We start from the raw sequence: 20,966 nt of genomic DNA on the forward strand, positions 1-20,966 counted from the left end.
AGACCCTGCCGTGTCTTCCGTGGTTTCTCTTCGATTGCCGCTATCTATTGCAAGCCATCCTGAATATCCCGATATAATAGGGACCAAATCAATCCTGTATTGGGTGAGTGATGTTCGGCAATTCCTACACACCGGTAAAATTCGAGCGCGACTGCGAGTTGATCATGGTGCCCGATGGGGTGCCGGTGGACATGCCCGCCGGCACGGTGGGCTATATCACCCAGCAGCTGGGCGGCAGCTTCACCATCTACGTTGACGGCCGGCTGTTCCGGCTGGCCGGCGACGATGCCGACGCCATCGGCAAGGAGCCGCCGCCGCCCCCGCAGGTGCCCGAAAACGCCAAAGACGAGGATTTCGAGGAGCTGGTCATCAGCCAGCTCAAGACCGTCTACGACCCTGAAATTCCCATCAACGTGCTTGATCTGGGCCTGATCTACGAGTGCGACGTCGAAAAGATCGACGATGAGCATCGACACGTGGCCATCGAAATGACCCTGACCGCGCCCGGCTGCGGCATGGGCGAGTTCATCGTCGCCGACGTCGAAGAGCGGCTGAAGCGCATTCCCACCATCGACCAGGTCAACGTCCGCCTGGTCTTCGACCCGCCCTGGAGCCAGCACATGATGAGCGAGGAAGCACGGCTCGAGACCGGGATGTTCTAATAAGCGGGCGGTGTCCCCGCCAGGCTAATCGACCTCGCGCAGCCAGGTTCGGGCCTGGTCGATCTGGTCGTGCCCGAAAACCTTGATCTCGCAGCTCACGACGGCGCCGACGGCACGCGTGAGCGGGCCGATCCAGCCCGAGTCGCTGACGACGGCGCAGTGGCTGATGTTCCTGATGTGCTTGATGTCGAACAGGATGCCCTTGCCGAGCACGGCGGCATCGAAGCCCTTGAAGCTCTCGAGTACCTCGAGCACCTTGATCTTGCCGTGCGCCTCGATGAATGCCTCCAGGCGGCCGGCGACCTGCTCGAAGTCCTGTTCCGTGACCCTGCCTTCGACGACCAGTTCGACGGTTTCGTGGGCCGGATCTTCGGTGTAGCGCATCATGGCGTTCTCCCGCTGTGGTGAGCGATGTTGCTTCGATCTTGCCTGATGGCTTGGACAGGCCGCGCGCCGGATCGTTTAGATCAATCCGCGCCGCTCGCTGATTGTGACCCCCCGTCAAGCGTCCCGCGGCCTTCGTCAAGGGTGGCGCTGCCGGGTTGATAACAATAACCAACGAGCGGGAAGGGATATACATATTCGATATCAGTCTTTTGTCGTTACGGTTCATTGTTTTACAGTCCACCTTCCTTGGTTTTATCCCGTCGCGGGAGGATGCATGAGCCGTTTAGTCATTCAGACGATCGAAACCGCACCACAGAGGTCTGCCCAGCGGCTGGAGGCTGCGCAGAAAGACAGCGGTTTTGTCCCCAACTTGCTGGGTGTGCTCGCAAGCTCGCCAGAGGCAATTGAAACCTACCAGACAGCAGGCAAGATTAACTGCCGCAACAGCTTGTCCGGTGTTGAAAGGGAAGTTGTTCAAATCACCGCTGCCGTGACCAATGAATGCGGGTTCTGCGTGGCGGGACATACAAGAATCGCCCAGAAAGCCCTCGACATGCAGACGCCCTTGCTCGAGGCCCTCCGCAACGCAGATACCTTGCCCGATGAAAAGCTGAATGCGCTGGCCACATTTACGCTGCAGATCATGGCTCAGAGGGGTCAGGTCTCAGATGACGAGCTGGAGGCCTTTTTTGCTGCGGGGTACAACCAGCAGAACGCACTCGACGTTGTTCTCGGGGTGAGTCTGGCCACGCTCTGCAACTACGCCAACAATCTGGCAAGAACGCCGATCAACCCTGAGCTTCAGCCCTTTGCGCTCGATTGAACGGGGCCGATCATGAAAACGAACGCAGCACCTGATCAATGGCTGGGGTCAATCCGGACACTTGCCGGGGCCGAGCTGAAAAAGCTGGCCGGCAAAATTGACCGCGATGGCGTCTACCCACGGGAGTTTCTGCGCTCCCTGGGGGAGCGAGGAGGCTTTGGCTCCAACGCCGGTGAAGACCCCTCCGTAGACCTGGCCCGTCAGTTCCAGGCCATCGCATTGGTGGGCCGGTATTGCGGCGCCACGGCGTTTCTTGCCTGGTGCCAGAGCGCCTGCGCCTGGTACTTGCAGCATGCCCGGGTTGAAGCAACGCGCAGGCGCTATCTTGCCCGCGTTGCCTCCGGCAGGGATCTGTCGGGAACCGGTATGTCCAACACCATAAAGCATCTTGCTGGCATGGAACGTATGCATTTGAAGGCCGAGTCGACACCCAGCGGCTACACCGTGCGCGGAAGGCTGCCCTGGGTCTCCAATATCGACCGCAGCAATCTACTGATTGTAAGCGCAGAGGTCGACACGGGCGGTTACGCGATGTTCCTGGCCGCAGGCGACAGCAAATGTCTCGATCTTCGCCCCTGCCCGGATTTTTCGGGCATGCAGGGTACGGCAACCTGCAGCATTCAATTCCGGGAGCTGGGCATCGAAGCGGATCAGGTCATTGCCCATCCGGACCAGTTCGAGGGTTTCATGCAGCGCATCAAGCCCGGATTCATCATTGGTCAGTGCGGAATCGGGCTGGGTGTAGTGGCTGGCTGCCTGCAGCGGATACATGAAAGCAACGCCATCCACTCAGGGGTTAACCGGTTTCTGAGTGATCAGGAATCGGAAATCCGGGCTGACAGAAATGATCTCTATGATCAGGCCCTGAAACAGGCCGCCCTGGCCGGACAGGGCAATGCCCGGGTGCTGGATGCACTGAGATTGCGCGCGGCCGTCTCTGAGCTGACATTGCGGGCAGCCAACTCCGCTGTACTGCATGCCGGCGCTCGAGGGTATCTCATGCGCGATGCAGCGCAACGCCATCTGCGCGAGGCGGTATTTGTCGGCATCGTAACGCCGGCACTGAAACACCTGCGCAAAGAGATTCACGACATTGAAAATGCACGAGCCTGCGCGTGATTGCCGCCACGGCTTACGGAGTTCCATCATGGCTGTTGCCGCTGCCAATGTTCTCGAGGCCCGAGCCGTCTCACTGAGCTATCGCCACAAGCGCGAGGCCCAGCCCGTGCTGCGTGATTTATCGCTGCGACTGAAAGCCGGTGAAGTACTTGCCGTACTGGGCTCCAGCGGATCCGGAAAGTCATCATTGCTGCGGGTCCTGGCGGGCCTGCGCCGGCCGGATCATGGCCAGGTGATGATGGGCGAAAAGGAATTGAACGGCCCACACCCGCGCATCGGGTTGATGTTTCAGGATCCGTGCCTGCTGCCCTGGCTGAACCTGGAGGCCAATGTGGCATTTGGCCTGAATTTCAAGCGGCAGCAGCGAATCAGCAAGCAGGAAAAGCGTGAGCGGGTCCAGTCTGCCCTGGAAGAAGTCGGCCTTGAACATGCTGCGGCCGCTTACCCGGCGGCTCTGTCTGGCGGCATGGCCCAGCGTGGTGCCCTGGCGCGCTGCCTGGCCCGGCAGCCGGAGGTTCTGCTGCTGGACGAGCCTTTCAGTGCACTGGATGCAGTCACCCGCAGCCAAATGCAGCAGCTACTGCTGAGCGTCACCCAAAACCATGGCACAGCCGCCATTCTGGTAACGCACAACATTGATGAAGCACTGCATGTTGCCGATCGCGTAGTGCTTCTGGGAGGCCAGCCAGTGTGCGTTGCCGGCACATGGGATCTGAGTGGCCACAGCCGGGACGGCAGCAATCCCGTATTGGTCCGCAGCCGCCGCGAGATCGTCACCGCACTGGGCCGCGGGCGCTTCGATCAACAGCACGGCACTCGAGACCGCCTGCAGGCTGTCCCCGGATAACGCACATTTCATGAACATGCCGGATTCCGAACCATGACAGACACCATCTCGCATTCACGCCGGCGGATTCTCAAGCTGTCGGCCCTGTTTACAGCCGCGGGAGCGGCACCGTTGCTGAGCATGCTGAGCTCGGCTCTGGCGGCTGAGCCCTCAGCGCCTGTGCGCGTGGGTTATCTGCCGATTACCGATGCGGCCCCGTTGCTGATCACCCACCAGAATCAACTCTGGCAGGCGCAGGGGCTGAAAGTGGAGCAACCCCGCATGTTCCGCAGCTGGGCGCAGCTTGTGGAGGCCTTTCTGAGTGGTCGGGTAAACGTGGTGCATATGCTTTCTCCGATGAGCGTTTATGCCCGTTACGGCAGCAAATCCCCGTCAAGGGTTGTTGCCTGGAACCACGTGGATGGTTCCTCCCTGGCGGTGGCGGCAGATGGCAACTACAAAGAGATCAAGGATCTTGGTGGCACCACGATTGCGATTCCTTTCTGGTACTCCATCCACAACATCATTCTTCAGTATCTGTTCAAGAAAGAGGGGCTTGAGCCGATCGGCGAAGGCACTCCCGGTGACCAGCAGGTAAAACTTGTGGTGATGGCGCCTTCAGACATGTTGCCCGCCATGGCTACTGGCCGGGTGGCCGGCTATATTGTGGCTGAGCCGTTTGTCGCCCTGAGTGAAGTCCGAAACATCGGCCGGGTGCTGAGATTTACCGGGGACGTATGGAAAGAGCACGCCTGCTGCGTGGTCATGATGCACGAGCATGATCTTGAGGCCCGCAGCAAGTGGTCACAGAAAGTGGTCAACGGCATTGTCGAGGCTCAGGCCTGGGTTCGGGAAAACAGGAAGGAAAGCGCTCGCCTTCTGTCGCGCGCCGGCGCGCAGAGATATATGCCGCATACGGAGGAGGTTCTGGCCAAGGTGCTGGCGCCGTCACCAGAGGACAACGCGTTCCATGCATCCACCGGGGCCATTCGCCACGGGGAGTGGGACTCTCACCGCATTGACTTCCAGCCTTACCCCTATCCCAGCTATACAGAGCGCATGATTGAAATGCTCAAGGAAACCTACGTGGAAGGCAAGCGGGATTTCCTCACGAACTTGGCGCCCGAGTTCGCGGCACAAGACCTTGTCGACGATCGTTTCGTCAAGCATGCGATCGGCCGCGTCGGCGGCATGAAGGTGTTCGACCAGCCGGAGTCGTTTACCCGAACGGAAATCATTGATGCCTGACTCCGTAACAGCCAATGGGCCGGGAAGTGATTCTGCGTTACCGGAGAACAGCCTGAATATTGGTTTGAGCCTGGCGGGCCTGTGTGTTCTGCTCGGGCTCTGGTCGATCGGTGTACGACTGCTCCAGCAAGATCTCCCTCTGGCTGCCATGCTGGCACCCGGTGATGCCCTTGGCAGTCTTTACAGCTTGCTGGCAAGAAATGAACTGACGACCGATATTTGCGCAAGCCTGCGCCGCGTTCTCTTGAGCCTGTTGGCCGCGCTGGCTATTGGAATGCCCATCGGCATTCTGATCGGGCTGTCAAGGGTTGCAGACAGAATGACCGGCAGTGCGTTCCAGTTTCTGCGGATGATTTCGCCGCTGTCGTGGATGCCGATTGCAGTGATGGTATTCGGGATCGGCGACGCGCCTGTGTACTTCCTGCTTACCGCTACTGCGGTATGGCCAATGATCATCAATACAGCGGCCGGTGTGCGCCAGCTCGACCCTCAGTGGCTGATGCTCACCCGCAGCCTGAGCGCCACGCGGTGGGAAGCTCTCGTACGGGTCGTGATGCCGGGTATACGGGGGCACGTACTGACCGGAGTGCGCGTGGCCATCGGCATGACCTGGATCCTGTTGATTCCCTGCGAAATGCTGGGGGTCAGCTCCGGCCTGGGTTACTTCATTCTGGACACCCGGGACCGCATGGCTTACTCGGAACTCATGGCAGTCATTGTTCTGATCGGCGCGCTCGGATTTCTTCTGGACGCCTCCGTACAGCAACTGCATCGCATGTGGACGCACGGTGACGAGGACTGAGCGCTTTGCTCAGCGTTGCCTGACCCGAGTTGTACTCGGCCATCCAAGCGAACCTTTTCCGCAGCGTTCCGGTGCGACAGGTCGTGGGGGTCAGCCGATCGACATGCTGAGCAAGCCTTTGAGCGGCATCATCCGCATCAGCGATGGCTGGTCATCGAACCCAATCGGTTGATCGTTCACCAGGATCGTAGCTCGCCTGGGGTTGTACGATGAGTCGGGTTCTTTTGATGGGGTCTTTAATCGAGGTGCGTGGCGCCTTGCAACCCGCCGAGCTGAGCTCGGCGGGTTCTGTCGTCGCCGGTAGCGAATATGCTAAGGCGTCTGCCAGCGAACGGCCACGAAGGCGGCGCGGCGGGCGGCGTTGTAGCCGGCGATCGGTTCGTACTTCTTGTCGGTCAGGTTCTCGATTCTGCCTTCCAGGCTCAGGCCCGCGCCCAGCGGCCAGCCGGCGCGCAGGTGGACGAGGGTGTGGCTGGGCAGTTCGACGCCGAAGTCCGGGCGCTTGCCGACGTGGACGACTTCGCCGCCGATCCAGCCGCCGTTGGTGAAGGTGCGATCGAGGGTCAGCGAACCCTTGAAGTCGGCGCGCCGGAGCAGGTCGGTGTGCTGAGAGCGGTTGACGGCATCTTGCCAGGTCAGGTTGGATTCTGCCCGCCACTGGCGGGTGGTCCAACGGTAGCCCAGCTCGGCGCCGCGGATGCGTGCCTTTTCGACGTTGACGGCCTCGAAGTCGACGCCGGTGAAGGCAATCAGGTCGTCGATTTCACTCTGGTACAGGCTCAGGCTCAGGCCGTGGCCACCCGGGCCGGACCAGTCCAGGCCGACTTCGCCGCTGAGCGAGGTTTCAGGGTCAAGGTCGGGGTTGCCCGCGTACTGGCCGGCAAATCCGGGCGAGTACAGCTGGCTGAAGGTCGGCGCGCGGAAGGCCCGGCCCAGGCTGGCCGAAAGCCGCAGGCTTTCGGTGAAGCGCCAGCCGCCGGCCAGGTTGCCGGTCAGCGCCGAGCCGAACTGGCTGTCGTGGTCGGCGCGCAGGGCGGCCTCCCATGAAAGCTGTCGGTCGCCGCCGTCCAGGCCGGTCCAGATGCCGACGTTGTCGCGGCTTTCGTCGAATGAGTCGTCGGTGTCGCCATCGACCTGCCAGGCATCGACGCCGAGCAGCCAGGTGCCGCTGCCGACGCCGCGTTCGGCCTGAAAGCCGGCCTGCACACGGCGGGTGACGGCGTCTGCGATGCTGAAGCCGTTATCGGTTTCCATGTTGTCGTGATAGAAGGCGGCCGAGCCTTCCCACGTCCACGGGCCGCGGGTGGCCCGTCGGTAGCTGCCGCTCAGGGCGTAGTTGAGGAAATCGGTTTCGCCCTGATCAAACTCGACGTCACCGCTGGCGGCACGCGCTGACCAGTTGAGCTGGCCGTCACCGAGCGGGTGGTCGCCGCGGGCGCTGAAGCTCAGGTTTTCGAAACCGTCATTGTCGGGGTCATAGGAGGGGCCGGAGGGATTCTGGGCCGAGAAACCGTTGGTGCGACGAGCCGAAGCGTTGAAGCCGATGAATCCGTTGCCGACCTGCGCGGCCAGCTGTCGATCATCATAGCGACCGTAGGCGGCGCGTGCGCCGCCGCCATCGGGCAGGCGGGTGAAGATCTGAATGACGCCCCCGATGGCGTCCGAGCCCCAGCGCGCCGCGCGCGGCCCGCGCACGATTTCGATGCGCTCGATGATGGACGGATCGAGAATCTCCCAGGTGAAGCCGCCTGAACCCGCTGCGCTCACGCGCACGCCGTCGACGAGCACGAGCACGTGGTTGGAGTTGCTCCCGCGCATGAACAGGCTGGTTTGCCCCCCGGGGCCGCCGCTGCGGGCGACGTCGATGCCGGCCTGAAGCCGCAGCAGCTCCAGCAGATCCGGCGCCTGTATGCGCTCGATGTCGTCACGAGTGATCACGGAAACAGCCGCCAGAGAGGCGTCGATCGACTGCTGCGTTCGCGTCGCCGTGACCTGGACGGTATCGCCATCAAAGGTTGAGTCGGCGGCAGAAAGGCCGCTCGAGATCAGCATGCCGGCGCTCGCCAGCACGCTCAAGGTGGTGCGTTGCATGTGTGCTCCTTGCGCTCACCCGCGCATCAAGCCGGGTGGGTGGCAGGGCAGCGCCACCGACAGCGAAGGAAAATGACTGTCGTCGACACCGGTCGCCCGCCGCAACCCGGAAGTTCAGACTGATGCAGCGAGCCCGGTCTCCTGACTTCCGGTGGCCGGCTGTGGCGGGCCCAGGCTGGATCCTTCCCCCATTCCTTTCGGCGGAGTGGATTTATCCAGCAACATCAACGCCTGCGCGTCAATGCCGGTTACAGTTGCGGGGGCAGTTCCGGACTTGCACCGGCTTCCCGAAAACTCACTGCGATTTGGCAAAAAGAAAGCCGGCGGCAGCGCCGACCGGCGATCAGGATTATAACGCAGTGCCGGCACCGGTGTGGGGCCGGTAAGCGGTGACGCGGACTGGCAGGCCTCAGCTGGCGTCGGTTTCGTGCTGGTCGCGGATGGCCTCGCACTTGTCGGTCAGGCCGGCCTGCAGTTCGGCCAGATCGAAGTCGTCGACGCTGATCACTTCGAGGACGCGCTTGCGCAGGTCGGTGAGCACTTCGATCTCCTTGTCGGCAAGCAGCTTCTTGTCGCGAGCCTGTTCGAGCTGCTGCTCGAAGGTGTAGCCCTCGATTTCGCCTGCCCGCAGCGCCTTGGAGAACTTGCGCTCGACCGGTTCGGCTGCGATCACATCCGGCAGCAGTGCTTCGAGCACGCCCAGCCAGTGGCCTTCACGATTGGTCTTGTAGATGCCGCGGGCCAGGCGGTCGCGCGTCTCGGATGGTGACAGCAGCAGCGCGGCGACCTTGTGCCCCAGGCGGTCGTTGGGCGGACGCTCGACACGGCCGAAGGGGAAGATGATCAGGCGCAGAAACGGGCGCGCCCAAGCCATGGGGTAGTTGTCGACCACGCCGTACATGGCCTGTTGAATCTTGAAGATGGCGTCGTGAAAGGCCCAGGCCAGGATCGGCTGATCGGCGGCCGGGCGGCCGTCGTGTTCGAAGCGACGCAGCATGGACGAGCAGATGTAGAGATGGCTCAGGGCGTCGCCCAGCCGTCCGGAGATTTTCTCCTTCATTTTCAGCTTGCCGCCGTAAGTGAGCATGGCGATATCCGCCAGGAAGGCAAAGGCGGCGCTGTAGCGGCTGAGCTTGCGGTAGTACTTGCGGGTGCGCCGGTCGCCGGGGACGACCGCAAAGCGGGCAAAGCTCAGGCCCAGCACGAACGCGCGCACGGCGTTCGAGATCGAATGGCCAACATGGCTGAACAGCAGTTTGTCGAATTCGATCAGGCGCTCGTCTTCGTCTTCGATCTCGAGCGCCTTGAGCTCCTTGAGCACGTAGGGATGGCAGCGGATGGCGCCCTGGCCGAAGATCATCAGCGAGCGCGTGAGGATGTTCGCGCCTTCGACCGTGATCCAGATCGGCGCGCCCTGCCAGGCGCGGCCCAGATAATTCTTCGGGCCCAGAATGATGCCCTTGCCGCCGTGGATGTCCATGGCATCCTTGACAATGTCGCGCCCGTATTCGGTGGCGTGGTATTTGGCAATGGCGCCGGGTACGGACGGGCGCTCGCCATCGTCGATGGCCGAGGCGGTCTGGCGCGACAGCGCGCTGATCGCATAGGTGTGGCCGGCAATGCGGGCCAGCGCCTCCTCGATACCTTCAAAGCGGCCGATGGGCAGGTTGAACTGCTTGCGGATGCGCGCGTAGGCGCCAGTGACCAGCGCCGCGGCCTTGGAGCCGCCGGAGGTTGATGACGGCAGCGAGATGGCGCGACCGACCGACAGCGACTCGATGACCATGCGCCAGCCGTTGCCGGCGTGCTCGACGCCGCCCAGCAGGTGGTCGAGCGGTATGAACACGTCCTTGCCGCGGATCGGGCCGTTGGGGAAGGGCACGTTGAGCGGCATGTGGCGCCGGCCGATGTCAACGCCCTCGGTGTCAGCCGGCAGGAGCGCCACGGAAATGCCGATGTCCTCGCGATCGCCAATCAGGCCGTCGGGATCGTACAAACGGAAGGCCAGGCCGACCACGGTTGCTACTGGGGCGAGCGTGATGTAGCGCTTTTCGAAGTTGAGCTTGATGCCGAGGACTTCCTCACCCTTGTAGTTACCCTTGCAGACCACCCCGTAGTCGGCAATCGAGGTGGCATCTGAACCGGCGACCGTGCTGGTCAGGCCGAAACAGGGAATTTCTTCGCCCGAGGCCAGGCGCGGGAGGTAGTGGTTTTTCTGCTCGTCGCTGCCGTAGTGCAGCAGCAGTTCGGCCGGGCCCAGGGAGTTGGGTACGGCCACGATCGAGCCGACCATCGGCGACACACCGGCCACTTTCTCGAGCACGGCGCGGTGGGCGGTGGCCGAGAAGCCCAGGCCGCCGAACTCCTTCGGAATGATCATGCCGAAGAAGCCGTGCTTGCGCATATGGTCCCAGGCCTGTTCGGATACGCCGGCGCGGTAGTGGGTGTTTTCCCATTCGTCGAGCATGTCGCACAGCTCCTGCACCGGCCCATCGACGAAAGCCTGTTCTTCGGTGCTCAGCTCATGCAGCGGCTTCTTGACAAAGCGGCTCCAGCGCGGATTGCCGGCGAACAATTCGCCTTCGAACCCGACCGTGCCGGCGTCCAGGGCGGCCTGCTCGGTTTCTGAAATCTGCGGGGTCATGGTGCCAAAGGCGTCCATCGCTGCTCGGGTGAGCAGCTCGCGCCGCCAGCCGCGGTTGACGAGCACGGCGGCCACGGGAATGAACAGCACCCAGAAGATGATCAGCGAGATCCAGCCGGGCTCGCCGGCAATGGTGAAGCCCAGGCCCACCAGGCCGGTGACGATGGCCCAGGTGTTGATCGAAGCACGAAAATAGGCGCAGGCCAGCCCCGCAACGAGCAGGGCTAGCAGGAAAAGAAACAGGGTCATATCAGCTTGCTCCCTGGGTGGCCTGCCGCTTGAGGAACGGCGTGACGGCGCCCATGAAATGGTCGTTGCGATCTCCGGCCAGCGTGTGTGAGGCTTCTTCCACGGTGGCCTGCTCGGCGTGCGGTGCCAGCTTGAGAAACTCTTCGATGTGTTCCTGGCCAATGATTTCGCTTTGGCCGCCGGCCACCAGCAGAGTGGGAATCTTGAGTCTGCGCGAAGCCGACTTGAGCCGTGACTGGAGGTTGCTGCTCTTCTCGGCCAGCGCCAGCATGGCCGGATCCCAGTGCCAGTACCAGCGTCCGTCGCGCCCCTGACGCAGGTTGCGCGTCAGCCCGTCGCTGGAACCGTTGCGCTTGCGGTGCGGCAGGAAGCCACCGACGGCCTCGATGGCGTCATCAAGGGTTTCGAAACCCCGGGGATTCTGGCGCATGAACGCCAGCATGGCCTCCACGCCGCTGTCATCCCAGCGCGGCGCGATGTCGACCAGCACCAGCGCGGCCAGATCCACCTTGGGTTTTTCCGAGTGGGCAAGCAGTGCCGTGAGGCCGCCCATCGAGGCGCCGATGACCGCTGGCCGGTTGGGCAGGGATGCGCACACCCGGCGGAAGTCTTCGATGAACTGCTCGAAATCGTACTCGCCACTGGGTGCGCGATCGCTCTCACCGTGACCGCGCGCGTCATAGCTGACCGCCTGCCAGCCGGCAGCGGCCAGCTGGCGTCCGGTACTTTCCCAAGCGTATTGTGTCTGGCCGAAGCCGTGCGCCATGAGCACACAGGGCGCACGGTCGTCGCCATAATAGCGCAGGCTCAGCCGGATGCCGTCATCGGTCCATATCTGGCGGCGGCGAATGTCGTCGTTGAGTTTACGCACAGCTTCCATACGGCAGAGTATGGGTTTACCCTGTTCATTAGTCAATGCAATGTCATATTGGTTCGGTCTGGCCGGCACACAAGAGCTTGCGGTCACTTCCGAACGCTGGAAGGGGTACCATCGCGGATCATCATGGTCAAATCAAGTACAGATCGCAGTACGGGCGACAAATTGCCCCTGACGCCGGCTGACTGGGAGCAGGCGGCATTGGCGCTGATTGCCGAAAAAGGGATGGCCGCACTGCGGGTCGAGCCCCTGGCGCGCCGTCTGGGCATTACCAAGGGAAGCTTCTACTGGCACTTTCCGGGCCGCGACGAGCTGTTGGTGCGGGCGGTCGAGCGCTGGGAGCGGCAGGATCGCCAGCACCTGAAGCTGTCGTTGAGTACCGCCAGTGCGCCGGCCGAACGGTTGGCCGATTTTGTCTGGCGCACCAGTCGGCAGACGCTCACCCACCGGGTGTATGCCGCCCTCTGCGCCAGCCCCGATCATCCCGCCATCGGGCCGGTGCTGCGGCGGGTAACGGAGCGCCGCATCAAGTATCTGGCCGCCGCCCTGGAAGAGCTGGGTCTGGGTGAATGCCCGGCCCGCCACCGCGCCCATCTGATGTATTCCTCTTACGTCGGTTATCTGCAGCTCCAGGCCCAGGGTCTGGTGCCCGACAAGGATGAGCCCGAGTTCGATAGTTATGTGCAGCATGTCATTGAGGCCTTGATCGAAGACTGATGGGTTTGCTGGTTGGCTGGTTCGACGTCTGATGTCGTTGCGGGGCGGCTTCGCCGCGCGAGGATGGTATTGGCGGATATGCTTGCTGAACCAGCTAACCAGCTAACCAGCTAACCAGCTAACCAGCTAACCAGCTAACCAGCTAACCAGCTAACCAGCTAACCAGCCAACCAGCCAACCAGCCAACCAGCCAACCAGCCAACCAGCCAACCAGCCAACCATCACGGTCGGTGTTCCCGTTCCAGATAGTCGTGGCTCTGCATCTCGATCAGGCGTGAGGTGGTGCGCTCGAAGGGGGCGGCGAGCTGCTCGCCGGTGTAGAGCTGTTGTGGCGGCGCTGCAGCGGAGACGATCAGCTTGACCGAGCGGTCGTAGCATTCGTCGACCAGGTGAATGAAACGCCGCGCGGCGTCGTTGTCGCGCTCGACCATGACCGGCACCTCACTGACGAACACGGTGTCGAAGCGCCGCGCCAGGTCGATGTAGTCACCGCTGGAGCGCGCGCCCTCGCACAGGGTCTGAAAGTCGAACCAGACCACCGGCCCGGCGCGGCGCAGCGGTTGAATGGACCGGCCGCGCACCGTGAGCGGGCGGGTCTGGACGCGCTCGCCGCGGGCCAGGGCGGCAAAGCGCTCGCGCATGGCGGCTCTGGCCTCATCGTCGATGGGGTGGTAATAGATCTGTTGGCGCACCAGTTCGCGCAGCCGGTAATCGGTGGCCGCCTGCAGGTGAACGACCTCGCAGTGTCGCTCGATGGCTTCAATGGCGGGAATGAAGCGCCGGCGCTGCAGGCCCTCGGCATACAGCTCGCGCGGGGCGGTGTTGCTGGTTGCCACCAGGCACAGGCCGCGTTCGAACAGGGTCTCGAGCAGGCCGCCCAGCAGCATGGCGTCGGCGATGTCGCTGACATGGAATTCGTCGAAGCACAACACCCGACAGCGTGTGGCGATCTCGCCGGCAATGGCCGGCAAGGGATCGCGCTGGCGATCTCGCTTGCGCAGCGCAGCGTGGACATGATCCATGAAGCGGTGAAAGTGGATGCGCCAGACCGGGACGTCAGTGGCTTTCAGGCTGTCGGCGAAAAGGTCCATCAGCAGCGTCTTGCCGCGGCCGACCCGGCCGTGCAGATAAAGCCCGCGCACCGGCCGATGGCGCCGGCGGCGCCGGTCGATCCAGCGTGCCGGTCGCGCGAGCAACGCCGCATGACGCTGCTCCAGCGCCTGGGCAATGGCTTGCTGCGCGGCGTCGGACTTGAGCTCGCCGCCATCGACGAGCGCCCGATAGCGGGCCAGTGGACCGTCTTGAATCATTGGCTGTTCAGTGTGCCCCGGGGGTGACGCTGATTGCTGCGCTGCCGTCTCGCTCAGGGCAGGTTGGGCCGGACATGGTTCTTGATCAGGCCGCGCAGGTCCATCAGGCGGCGGTGGAAGAAGTGCCCGGTGCCTTCCATGACCACCAGGTTGGCGTCCTGTCCGAGTTTTTCGGCCCAGTCATAGACCGCCTCGGGCGAGACAACCTCGTCTTCGTCGCCCTGCACCACCAGCCACGGGCAGTCGGGGGCCTGCAACTCGGCAAAGCCGTAGCGCTCGACCGGCGGTGCAATTGAAATCAGCTGGCGAACCGGCTGATCCTGGGCGACTTTCAGCGCAATGTAGGAGCCGAACGAAAAGCCGCCCAACCAGAGGTCGTCGTCGGGCCGGGTCGTGCGCAGCCAGTCCAGCACCGCCAACAGGTCGTCGACTTCGCCCTCGCCGTCGTCGAACTCGCCTTCGCTGTCGCCGACGCCACGAAAGTTGAAGCGCACGGTACGCAGCCCCAGCTCGCGCAGGCTGCGCTCCATGATGGTCACCACCTTGTTGCGCAGGGTGCCGCCGTGCTGTGGGTGCGGGTGGCAGAGAATGGCTGTGGCCGGGCGTTCCTCGCCGGCTTCGGGCACATCGGCCAGGCACTCGATCCTGCCGGCCGGGCCGGTGATGAAGAATTCGGCGGATTCGGTCGGAAACTCGCCCGGATTGGTATCCATTGAGGTGTCCTTGACAGTTGCCAGCGCTGTTTGCGGGCCCCACAGCGCCATTTCAGTGATCGGGACGTGCCGCTGAAACTTGCCTGAGTGCCCGCCGCGGGGGCATCATCATAACTCACCCGTCCATTCCGCGTCTGGCATGAATCATCTCGCCCATGTGGTGCTCGCCGGCTCTGATGAAGGCCTGCGCCTGGGAGCGTTTCTGGGCGATCACGTCAAGGGACGCCAGGCCCTGGAAGATCTGCCTCCCAGCTGGGCAGCAGGGGTCGAGCTGCACCGGCGGATCGATTCCTTCAGCGATGCCCATCCCGCAGTCATCGGCCTGCTCGAGCGTCTCGAGCCGCCGTGGCGTCGCTATGGCGGCGTGATCTTCGATGTGCTGTTCGATTACATGCTGAGCCGGCACTGGTCGCGCTTCGGGCCCACCGGGTTGAAACAACTGGCCGCCGAGATCGACGAGCTGCTGGCTCGTCATCAGGCGCAGCTGCCGCCGCGGCTGGTGCGTTTCAGTCATTGGGCACGCGCTCAGCGCCTGTGGCAGCGTTACGGCGAGCGCGCCATGCTGGAAAAAACGTTCTCGCTACTGGCTTACCGCCACGGGCGGCGCTGGCCGCTGGCCGCCGGGGTCCGGTTGCTCGATGCGCACGACCGCGCCATCGAAGCCGCGTTTCTGACGTTGTTTCCCGATCTTCAGGCCCGCGCCCGCGAAGACCGCAAGCAGCTCTACTGCACCTGGTCGAGCATGTAGTCAACCGAGGCGGTGACCTGCTCATCACTGAGATCCGAACGGCCGCCGCGCGCCGGCATGGCGTTGAAGCCCTCGATGGCGTGCGTCAGCAGCGTCTCGCGACCCTTGTCCAGGCGGTCGCTCCAGTCGCCGGCTTCGAGCTTGGGTGCTCCGGCCGCGCCGGTGTCGTGGCAGGTCGAGCAGACCCGGGAGTAGATCATCTGGCCGTCGGTCGAGCCGTCGAAAGCGACTTCGGCCTCGGCACTGGCGGCGGCTTCTTCGGCCGCGGCCTGAGCGGCCGCGCGCCCGGTTTCACCGGCATACACGCCGGCTACGGGTTGCAGGCGCTCATCCACCGCGGCCTGACGCGCGGTGCTCTGGTCGGGCTCGTAGGCGTAGTAGTGAATCACCAGTGCCAGAATGATGATGACCACCATGAAAGCGGTCAGCGCGGCCACCACCACGCTGAACGTTTGGATGAATTGACGATCATGTTGCTCGGACACGCCGGACGGACCTCACGATTGACTGAAAATACAATACGGCCCGCATGACGGACCCCGGGAAAAACGCGATTATACCGTCTGTTTGGCGGTGCTTGCAGGCGCCTGCCTCAGCCGTACGCTGAGGGCGGTTCCGGCCGCTGCGCCGGCCACGGGCAACACGCCGGCCAGCAGGGCCATGGAGTTGCCCGGGCTGATCAGCCCCACCAGCAGTATGGCCGGCAGCGCCAGCAGGACGCCCACGGCCAGCCCCCAGGCTGCCTGCGGTGCGGCTGCTGCCGCCATGGTCCCGCCAGCCAGGCTGCCGACAAGCCAGATCAGCGCCGGTATCGGCAGCAGCGGCCACACCACCGGGGGGACAAAGCCGTCGCCGGCCTGCACATACAGCGTCGATGCCGGCAGCAGCACGGTCAGACCCGCTGATATCGATTCGATCAGAATGACCGCAACGACCAGGCCCGAGGTGACCGCGACTGGAGTGCGCATGAACAAGCTGTTTTCCGGATGCTGACGTGCCGCCAGTGTACCCGACGCCGCGGCGCGCGGCCGTAACGCGACCCGGAGTGAGAAAAATCGCGGTTTTCGGTTACAATAAAGCGCTGCACGCGCCCGTAGCTCAGGTGGATAGAGTGTCGGTTTCCGAAGCCGAAGGCCGCAGGTTCGAATCCTGCCGGGCGCGCCAGTTTTCAATCGAAGCCGTTTCCGCTCAAACAGCCACCGTCCTGCCCACGGCGCATTCGAACCTGCGGCACATGACAAGTCAGGTTCGCATTGTGCGCGCAGCGCACAATCGCTGGAGCGCAGCGACAGCCATCCTGCCGCGCGGCACTGAGCAGCGCACTCTTGGGCATTCTTATCCCGATATCAAGTCGCTATACTCGCGACATGATTTTCAGATTCCTGTTTGTGGCCCTGCCGGTGTTCGGCTTGATGCAGGCCGTTCCGGCCCGCGCCCTGGATTGCGCCGGGGTTCTGGAGCAGGCCGAGTCGATCCGCACCATGCGCGATCATGACGCTGCCGCCGGTGTGGAGCAGGGGCGTGAGCTGCTGCGCCAGATGGATCAGGTCGGGCTGCAATGTCCTGGAGGGCGTGCGCTGGTTCACTCCGCAGTCGCGTCCAATCTGCATATCCTGGGACGAATTGATGCGGCAATCAAGGCCGTGGAGACCGCGCTCGTCCTGAGTGACCGGATCGATGATCCTGTCCAGGTTGCTACGGTGCGCCGCACGGCCGGCGTCATCTACTGGGAAGCCGGTGTCTTCGATCGCGCGCTGGAACATTACCTTGTTGCGCTGGAACAGAGCCAGGCTGCCGGCGACGCCCTGGGCGCCGCCCGGGCAGCGGGCAACATCGGCAACCTGCACAATTCCATGAGCAACTGGGAAGAGGCACGCGAGTATCATCGGCAGGCGTTGACGGGCTTCGAGAAGATCGGCCGGAAGGAAGGCGTGGCCGGCACACTGGTCAACCTCGGTGCCCTGGCGGCGCGTATTGCCGAGGATCACTCCCGGGCCGGTGAACACGAGCGCGCACGGAAAGAGCATCAGGCCAATCTGGAATACAACCGTCGCGCGCTCGGGTTGTTCGAGCGACTCGGCAACCGCCGTGGCATTGCCTATGCCGAAGACAATATCGCGCGGGCCCTGATTCATCTTGATCGTGTCCGGGAGGCTCTGGATCATCACCGCCGATCGCTGAGACTGCGGCGAGAAGTGGGCGATACCAATGGCGTGGTCAAGTCCCTGCTGACCGGCGCCCGGGCCATGACCATGCTCGATCGCCCGGAGAGGGCGCTGGAGATGCTTGACGAGGCTGAGTCAATCATCCCCGGGGGCAGTCTGAGCGCACTTCAATCAATTCTCTGGCAGCGGATCGACGTCTACCAGCATCAGGGTGACTTCGAGTCGGCTTTTCGTACCCAGGAGCGTCTCATTCTGCTCAGCGATGCCCAGGCGAAGGAGGATCTCGCTGCCCGCGTGGAGCAGCTGCAGCAGGCTTTTCGCGCCGAGCAGCTCGAACGTGAGCTGGCGCTGCAGCGAGCGCGCACTGAAGTCTCCGAGCAGCGCGCCCGGCGGCAGCAGCTGATCAGTACTGCCTCGATCATTTTGGTCGTGCTATTACTGCTGATACTGGGCTTGGTGTACAACCGCTATCGTCTCGGCCGTCGAGTATCGCATGCGCTTGACAGGGCCGCCCGAACGGATCCGCTGACCGGCCTTGGCAACCGCCGCGACATGACCGAGCACATCAACCGTGCCATCCACCGACGCAATGAACACAACGAACCGGCGTCATTGATCCTGGCGGATATTGACAGCTTCAAGCGCATAAATGACACGCTGGGACACCAGGCGGGCGACCAGGTGCTTGTGCACGTGGCTGGGGTGGTCCAGCGACACCTGCGTAGCGTCGATCTGGCAGCTCGTTGGGGTGGGGAAGAGTTTTTGCTTCTGCTGACTGGAACGCGCGAAGAGGGTGCGCTTCACGTGTCCGAGAAACTCCGCCGGGCGCTGGGCGATTCTCCGCCGCAGGTCAACGGGGGGCCACTGTTGATGACCCTGACTTTCGGCGTTACCGAAATAGAGCCTGGAGCAAGCCTTGCCGAACTGATCAAACGGGCTGATGATGCGATGTACGCTGGCAAGGCGCGCGGCAAGAACCAGGTGGTGTCGGCAGGAGAAGTCATCGCTTGAGCCGGTCGGGACCGTGAGGCCAGGATCTCTGGCCTTTTGGGGTTTGAGGTGAGAGTGCGTGCTAGCTCTGTACTGTTGTCCAAGCAAGGGGCTCCGCAATGAGCGGGCAAATACCGCCGGAAGATGATCGAACCGTCGTCGAGGGTCAGGCAAGTGCGGCCGTACCCGGCGACGGTATGCCGGAACGTATCGGGCCGTATCGACTGCTCCGGGAGCTCGGCCGTGGTGGCATGGGGACAGTGTATCTGGCCGAGCAGCTCGAGCCGGTACAGCGCAATGTGGCGCTGAAGCTGTTGTGTGCGCGTCGTGCCGGCGGCACGCGGGGTGCGATGTTCGAGGTCGAGCGGCAGATGCTTGCGCGTATGCATCATCCGGCCATTGCCCAGGTTTTTGATGCCGGCACTGCTGATGATGGACGGCCCTGGTTCGCGATGGAGTGGGTTCGCGGTGAACCCATCATCGAGCATGCCGAGCGCCACGGGCTGTCGACGAAGCAGCGGCTGGAATTGTTCGTGCGGGTCTGTGGCGGTGTTCAGCATGCTCACCAGCAGGGCGTGATCCACCGCGATATCAAGCCGGGCAACGTGCTGGTTGTTCGCGTTGACGATGCCTCCATGCCCCGGATCATCGACTTTGGCGTTGCCACGGGCATCGTCGAGCGGGCTGGTCGTTCGCGCTCGGATACCACTGATCGCGCCGGTACGCGCGGCTACATGAGCCCTGAGATGCTCGCAGGGCCCGCCGCGCAAGTTGACACACGTACCGATGTCTATTCGCTTGGCGTTCTTCTGTTCGAACTTCTGACCCGACAGCGCCCGCCGTCGGCCGACCACGCCTCAGCGCTCGCGGCCATCCGCAAGGGGCTGGTTGCTTCGACTGTCAGCGGAAATTCGGCCCGCGACCCTGCCGGGCCGGCTCTGTCCGAGGCCGGCCACCTGCCGCGCGAGCTGCGCTGGATTCTGGCCCGCGCGCTGGCGCCTGACCGTGATGATCGCTACGAATCGGCGGCGGCACTGGCCAGAGATCTGCGGCGCTATCTGGCCAATGAGGTGGTGGAGGCCGTACCGGCCACGCGCGCCTATCGCTGGCGCAAGTTCATGGCCCGCAACGCCCTGGCGGTCTCGGCGGCCTCGCTGGTGTCGCTGGCGCTGGTGGCCGGGCTGGTGGTGGCGATCTGGGGCTTGCTCGAAGCGCGTGCCCAGGCTGATCGGGCCGAGCAGATTGCAGCTTTCACGACGCGCATGCTTTCTTCGATCGAGCCGCAGACTGCTGCCGGTCAGCCGACGCCGGTACTTGATCGCGTGCTCGCCGATGCGGCCGAGCGCGTGCGCAGCGAGCTGGCCGGCCAGCCCCGGATTCGTGCGGAAATCGAGCTGACCATCGGCAAGGTCTACGCCAGCCTCGGTCAGAACAAGCGCGCCCGCGCGCACGTCGAGCGCGTGCTCGAGCTGATCGATCGCCGGCAGGCGCCGACGATCTATCTGGATGCCGCCGCCGAGCTGAGCGTGGTCGACCTCAGCGAGGCCCGGCTCGATCTGGCCGAGGCCCGGCTGGACGACGCCCTGGCCGTTGCGCACCAACAGGACAGCACGGCAGACTGGCTGAACCTGAAAACCATTCAGGGCAGCCTGCGCTACGACCAGGGGCGCTACCGCGAGGCGATCGAAATCTACCGCGAAGTGCTGGCGCAAATCGGCTCTGAACCGGCACCGGAGCTGCAAGCCATTCATGTCGCCGCCTTGTCGCAAATGAGCCAGGCGTGGTCCGAGATGCACGAACTCGACGAGGCCAACCGCTGGCTGGAGGCGGCGCTGGCGGCCGTTCGCGCACGCGATGACCCCGCCGCCCGGGGCCGGCTCAGCGGTCTGCTCAACAGCCGCGGCGTGCTGCTGCTCAGGCAAGAGCGCTATGCCGAGGCCGAACAAGTGTTGCGCGAGAGCCTTGAGGAGGGGCAGCGCCTGTACGGCAAGGACCATCCGCAGATGATCGTTGTCTACGGCAATCTGGCCGGTGCGATCCGCCAGCAGGGCGGGGCTGAACGGGTCGAGGCATCACTGCCTTTTTATGAGCGCGCCCGCGAGCTTGCGATCGAGCGCTACGGGATGAATCATCCGCAGTCGGTTGCCTTTACCTACAACCTGGGCAATGTCTATCGCGAGCTTGGCCGCGTTGAACAGGCGCTGGCCATGCATCGGCTTGCGCTCGACGGCGGCGGCGTTTTTCCGGAGTCGCATCTGTTTCACGGCCTGGTCTATCTGGGCCTGGGCCAGAGCGAGCTGGCTGCCGGCGACATGGTCGCTGCCGGCGAGCACCTGCAGATTGCCGTTGATCGACTCGGCGAGATGATGGGCGAGGACTTTTTCCGGCGCTTGCAGGCCATGGAGTCCCTGGCCGAGGTGCATGCGGCCATGGGTCGGGCCAAGCGTGCTGCCGCGCTCAGGCAGGAACTGGCGCGCTTGCGCGGACAAACGCGCGGCCGGTGAGCTGAATGCGATGACAATGCGCGCAATTCGGGTGGCCTTCGGGTAAGGTAAACGCCACGGAGCAACACCCAACTGCATTCCACGGAGAAGA

18 protein-coding genes, 1 tRNA gene and 1 riboswitch are annotated in these 20,966 nt (G+C 63.5%); of the genes, 11 read left to right on the top strand and 8 right to left on the bottom strand.

What is annotated here, in order from left to right:
• The first annotated feature begins 110 nt into the window (after positions 1–110).
• Positions 111–662, top strand: a complete 552-nt coding sequence (gene sufT, locus ACEWQ0_RS12690; protein WP_476481431.1) for a putative Fe-S cluster assembly protein SufT — start codon at positions 111–113, stop codon at positions 660–662.
• A 24-nt stretch (positions 663–686) separates the two neighbouring features.
• Here sufT and ACEWQ0_RS12695 read toward each other — a convergent pair whose 3' ends face one another.
• Entirely contained in the window at positions 687–1,049 is a 363-nt protein-coding gene (locus ACEWQ0_RS12695) for a SpoIIAA family protein (RefSeq protein ID WP_476481430.1), read from the bottom strand.
• 274 nt (positions 1,050–1,323) lie between these two features.
• Here ACEWQ0_RS12695 and ACEWQ0_RS12700 point away from each other — a divergent pair, with 274 nt between their 5' ends.
• The 5 genes from ACEWQ0_RS12700 to ACEWQ0_RS12720 all read left to right on the top strand — a co-directional run bounded on the left by ACEWQ0_RS12700 (position 1,324) and on the right by ACEWQ0_RS12720 (position 5,867).
• On the top strand, positions 1,324–1,872 hold the full coding sequence (locus ACEWQ0_RS12700) for a carboxymuconolactone decarboxylase family protein (RefSeq protein ID WP_476481429.1): 549 nt from the start codon (positions 1,324–1,326) through the stop codon (positions 1,870–1,872).
• Positions 1,873–1,884: 12 nt separating this feature from the next.
• Positions 1,885–2,991, top strand: coding sequence for an acyl-CoA dehydrogenase family protein (locus ACEWQ0_RS12705; protein ID WP_476481428.1), 1,107 nt, complete (start codon positions 1,885–1,887; stop codon positions 2,989–2,991).
• A gap of 28 nt (positions 2,992–3,019) precedes the next feature.
• Positions 3,020–3,838, top strand: coding sequence for an ABC transporter ATP-binding protein (locus tag ACEWQ0_RS12710; RefSeq protein WP_476481427.1), 819 nt, complete (start codon positions 3,020–3,022; stop codon positions 3,836–3,838).
• Between the two features lie 120 nt (positions 3,839–3,958).
• Positions 3,959–5,065: an ABC transporter substrate-binding protein gene (locus ACEWQ0_RS12715; protein ID WP_476485587.1), complete on the top strand. Its 1,107-nt coding sequence runs from the start codon at positions 3,959–3,961 to the stop codon at positions 5,063–5,065.
• On the top strand, positions 5,058–5,867 hold the full coding sequence (locus ACEWQ0_RS12720; protein ID WP_476485514.1) for an ABC transporter permease: 810 nt from the start codon (positions 5,058–5,060) through the stop codon (positions 5,865–5,867). Before ACEWQ0_RS12715 ends, ACEWQ0_RS12720 begins: the two co-directional genes overlap by 8 nt.
• 312 nt (positions 5,868–6,179) lie before the next feature.
• Here ACEWQ0_RS12720 and ACEWQ0_RS12725 read toward each other — a convergent pair whose 3' ends face one another.
• The 3 genes from ACEWQ0_RS12725 to ACEWQ0_RS12735 form a co-directional block, all read right to left on the bottom strand.
• Complete coding sequence (locus ACEWQ0_RS12725) at positions 6,180–7,958, bottom strand: TonB-dependent receptor domain-containing protein (protein ID WP_476485515.1); 1,779 nt, start codon at positions 7,956–7,958, stop codon at positions 6,180–6,182.
• Positions 7,959–8,072: 114 nt separating this feature from the next.
• A riboswitch (cobalamin riboswitch) is annotated at positions 8,073–8,297 on the bottom strand.
• Positions 8,298–8,367: 70 nt separating this feature from the next.
• Positions 8,368–10,851, bottom strand: a complete 2,484-nt coding sequence (locus ACEWQ0_RS12730; RefSeq protein ID WP_476481423.1) for an acyl-CoA dehydrogenase — start codon at positions 10,849–10,851, stop codon at positions 8,368–8,370.
• Position 10,852: 1 nt separating this feature from the next.
• Positions 10,853–11,731, bottom strand: coding sequence for an alpha/beta fold hydrolase (locus ACEWQ0_RS12735; RefSeq protein ID WP_476481422.1), 879 nt, complete (start codon positions 11,729–11,731; stop codon positions 10,853–10,855).
• 162 nt (positions 11,732–11,893) lie between these two features.
• Between ACEWQ0_RS12735 and ACEWQ0_RS12740 the strand changes: the two genes are divergently transcribed.
• Positions 11,894–12,445, top strand: coding sequence for a TetR/AcrR family transcriptional regulator (locus ACEWQ0_RS12740; RefSeq protein WP_476481421.1), 552 nt, complete (start codon positions 11,894–11,896; stop codon positions 12,443–12,445).
• Between the two features lie 221 nt (positions 12,446–12,666).
• On the opposite strand, the gene zapE is transcribed toward ACEWQ0_RS12740, so the two are convergent.
• Together zapE and ACEWQ0_RS12750 are read right to left on the bottom strand one after the other, a co-directional pair.
• Positions 12,667–13,755, bottom strand: a complete 1,089-nt coding sequence (gene zapE, locus ACEWQ0_RS12745) for a cell division protein ZapE (protein ID WP_476481420.1) — start codon at positions 13,753–13,755, stop codon at positions 12,667–12,669.
• Positions 13,756–13,808: 53 nt separating this feature from the next.
• Entirely contained in the window at positions 13,809–14,468 is a 660-nt protein-coding gene (locus ACEWQ0_RS12750) for an alpha/beta hydrolase (RefSeq protein ID WP_476481419.1), read from the bottom strand.
• A 139-nt stretch (positions 14,469–14,607) separates the two neighbouring features.
• Between ACEWQ0_RS12750 and ACEWQ0_RS12755 the strand changes: the two genes are divergently transcribed.
• Positions 14,608–15,216: an acyl carrier protein phosphodiesterase gene (locus tag ACEWQ0_RS12755; protein ID WP_476481418.1), complete on the top strand. Its 609-nt coding sequence runs from the start codon at positions 14,608–14,610 to the stop codon at positions 15,214–15,216.
• Here ACEWQ0_RS12755 and ACEWQ0_RS12760 read toward each other — a convergent pair.
• Positions 15,192–15,701: a c-type cytochrome gene (locus tag ACEWQ0_RS12760; protein WP_476481417.1), complete on the bottom strand. Its 510-nt coding sequence runs from the start codon at positions 15,699–15,701 to the stop codon at positions 15,192–15,194. The genes ACEWQ0_RS12755 and ACEWQ0_RS12760 overlap by 25 nt on opposite strands.
• Positions 15,702–15,770: 69 nt before the next feature.
• A complete protein-coding gene (locus ACEWQ0_RS12765) occupies positions 15,771–16,184 on the bottom strand; it encodes a hypothetical protein (protein WP_476485516.1) in 414 nt (137 codons plus the stop codon).
• Positions 16,185–16,303: 119 nt separating this feature from the next.
• Between ACEWQ0_RS12765 and ACEWQ0_RS12770 the strand changes: the two genes are divergently transcribed.
• The 3 genes from ACEWQ0_RS12770 (at position 16,304) to ACEWQ0_RS12780 (ending at position 20,875) form a co-directional block, all read left to right on the top strand.
• Positions 16,304–16,380, top strand: a tRNA-Arg gene (locus ACEWQ0_RS12770).
• A 203-nt stretch (positions 16,381–16,583) separates the two neighbouring features.
• Positions 16,584–18,392: a diguanylate cyclase gene (locus ACEWQ0_RS12775; protein WP_476485517.1), complete on the top strand. Its 1,809-nt coding sequence runs from the start codon at positions 16,584–16,586 to the stop codon at positions 18,390–18,392.
• Positions 18,393–18,490: 98 nt separating this feature from the next.
• Entirely contained in the window at positions 18,491–20,875 is a 2,385-nt protein-coding gene (locus ACEWQ0_RS12780) for a serine/threonine protein kinase (protein ID WP_476485518.1), read from the top strand.
• The last annotated feature ends 91 nt before the right edge of the window (positions 20,876–20,966 follow it).

The sequence above is a fragment of the Wenzhouxiangella sp. YN9 genome (genome assembly GCF_056324165.1).

What these genes read in the sequence shown, in the direction of transcription:
- ACEWQ0_RS12720 (WP_476485514.1), top strand. Translation starts at nt 5,058, where the DNA reads ATGCCTGACTCCGTAACAGCCAATGGGCCGGGAAGTGATTCTGCGTTA.
- ACEWQ0_RS12780 (WP_476485518.1), top strand. Translation starts at nt 18,491, where the DNA reads ATGAGCGGGCAAATACCGCCGGAAGATGATCGAACCGTCGTCGAGGGT.
- ACEWQ0_RS12695 (WP_476481430.1), bottom strand. Translation starts at nt 1,049, where the DNA reads ATGATGCGCTACACCGAAGATCCGGCCCACGAAACCGTCGAACTGGTC.
- ACEWQ0_RS12715 (WP_476485587.1), top strand. Translation starts at nt 3,959, where the DNA reads ATGCTGAGCTCGGCTCTGGCGGCTGAGCCCTCAGCGCCTGTGCGCGTG.
- sufT (WP_476481431.1), top strand. Translation starts at nt 111, where the DNA reads ATGTTCGGCAATTCCTACACACCGGTAAAATTCGAGCGCGACTGCGAG.
- ACEWQ0_RS12750 (WP_476481419.1), bottom strand. Translation starts at nt 14,468, where the DNA reads ATGGATACCAATCCGGGCGAGTTTCCGACCGAATCCGCCGAATTCTTC.
- ACEWQ0_RS12765 (WP_476485516.1), bottom strand. Translation starts at nt 16,184, where the DNA reads ATGCGCACTCCAGTCGCGGTCACCTCGGGCCTGGTCGTTGCGGTCATT.
- ACEWQ0_RS12705 (WP_476481428.1), top strand. Translation starts at nt 1,885, where the DNA reads ATGAAAACGAACGCAGCACCTGATCAATGGCTGGGGTCAATCCGGACA.
- ACEWQ0_RS12755 (WP_476481418.1), top strand. Translation starts at nt 14,608, where the DNA reads ATGAATCATCTCGCCCATGTGGTGCTCGCCGGCTCTGATGAAGGCCTG.
- ACEWQ0_RS12710 (WP_476481427.1), top strand. Translation starts at nt 3,020, where the DNA reads ATGGCTGTTGCCGCTGCCAATGTTCTCGAGGCCCGAGCCGTCTCACTG.
- ACEWQ0_RS12775 (WP_476485517.1), top strand. Translation starts at nt 16,584, where the DNA reads ATGATTTTCAGATTCCTGTTTGTGGCCCTGCCGGTGTTCGGCTTGATG.
- ACEWQ0_RS12725 (WP_476485515.1), bottom strand. Translation starts at nt 7,958, where the DNA reads ATGCAACGCACCACCTTGAGCGTGCTGGCGAGCGCCGGCATGCTGATC.
- ACEWQ0_RS12700 (WP_476481429.1), top strand. Translation starts at nt 1,324, where the DNA reads ATGAGCCGTTTAGTCATTCAGACGATCGAAACCGCACCACAGAGGTCT.
- ACEWQ0_RS12730 (WP_476481423.1), bottom strand. Translation starts at nt 10,851, where the DNA reads ATGACCCTGTTTCTTTTCCTGCTAGCCCTGCTCGTTGCGGGGCTGGCC.
- zapE (WP_476481420.1), bottom strand. Translation starts at nt 13,755, where the DNA reads ATGATTCAAGACGGTCCACTGGCCCGCTATCGGGCGCTCGTCGATGGC.
- ACEWQ0_RS12735 (WP_476481422.1), bottom strand. Translation starts at nt 11,731, where the DNA reads ATGGAAGCTGTGCGTAAACTCAACGACGACATTCGCCGCCGCCAGATA.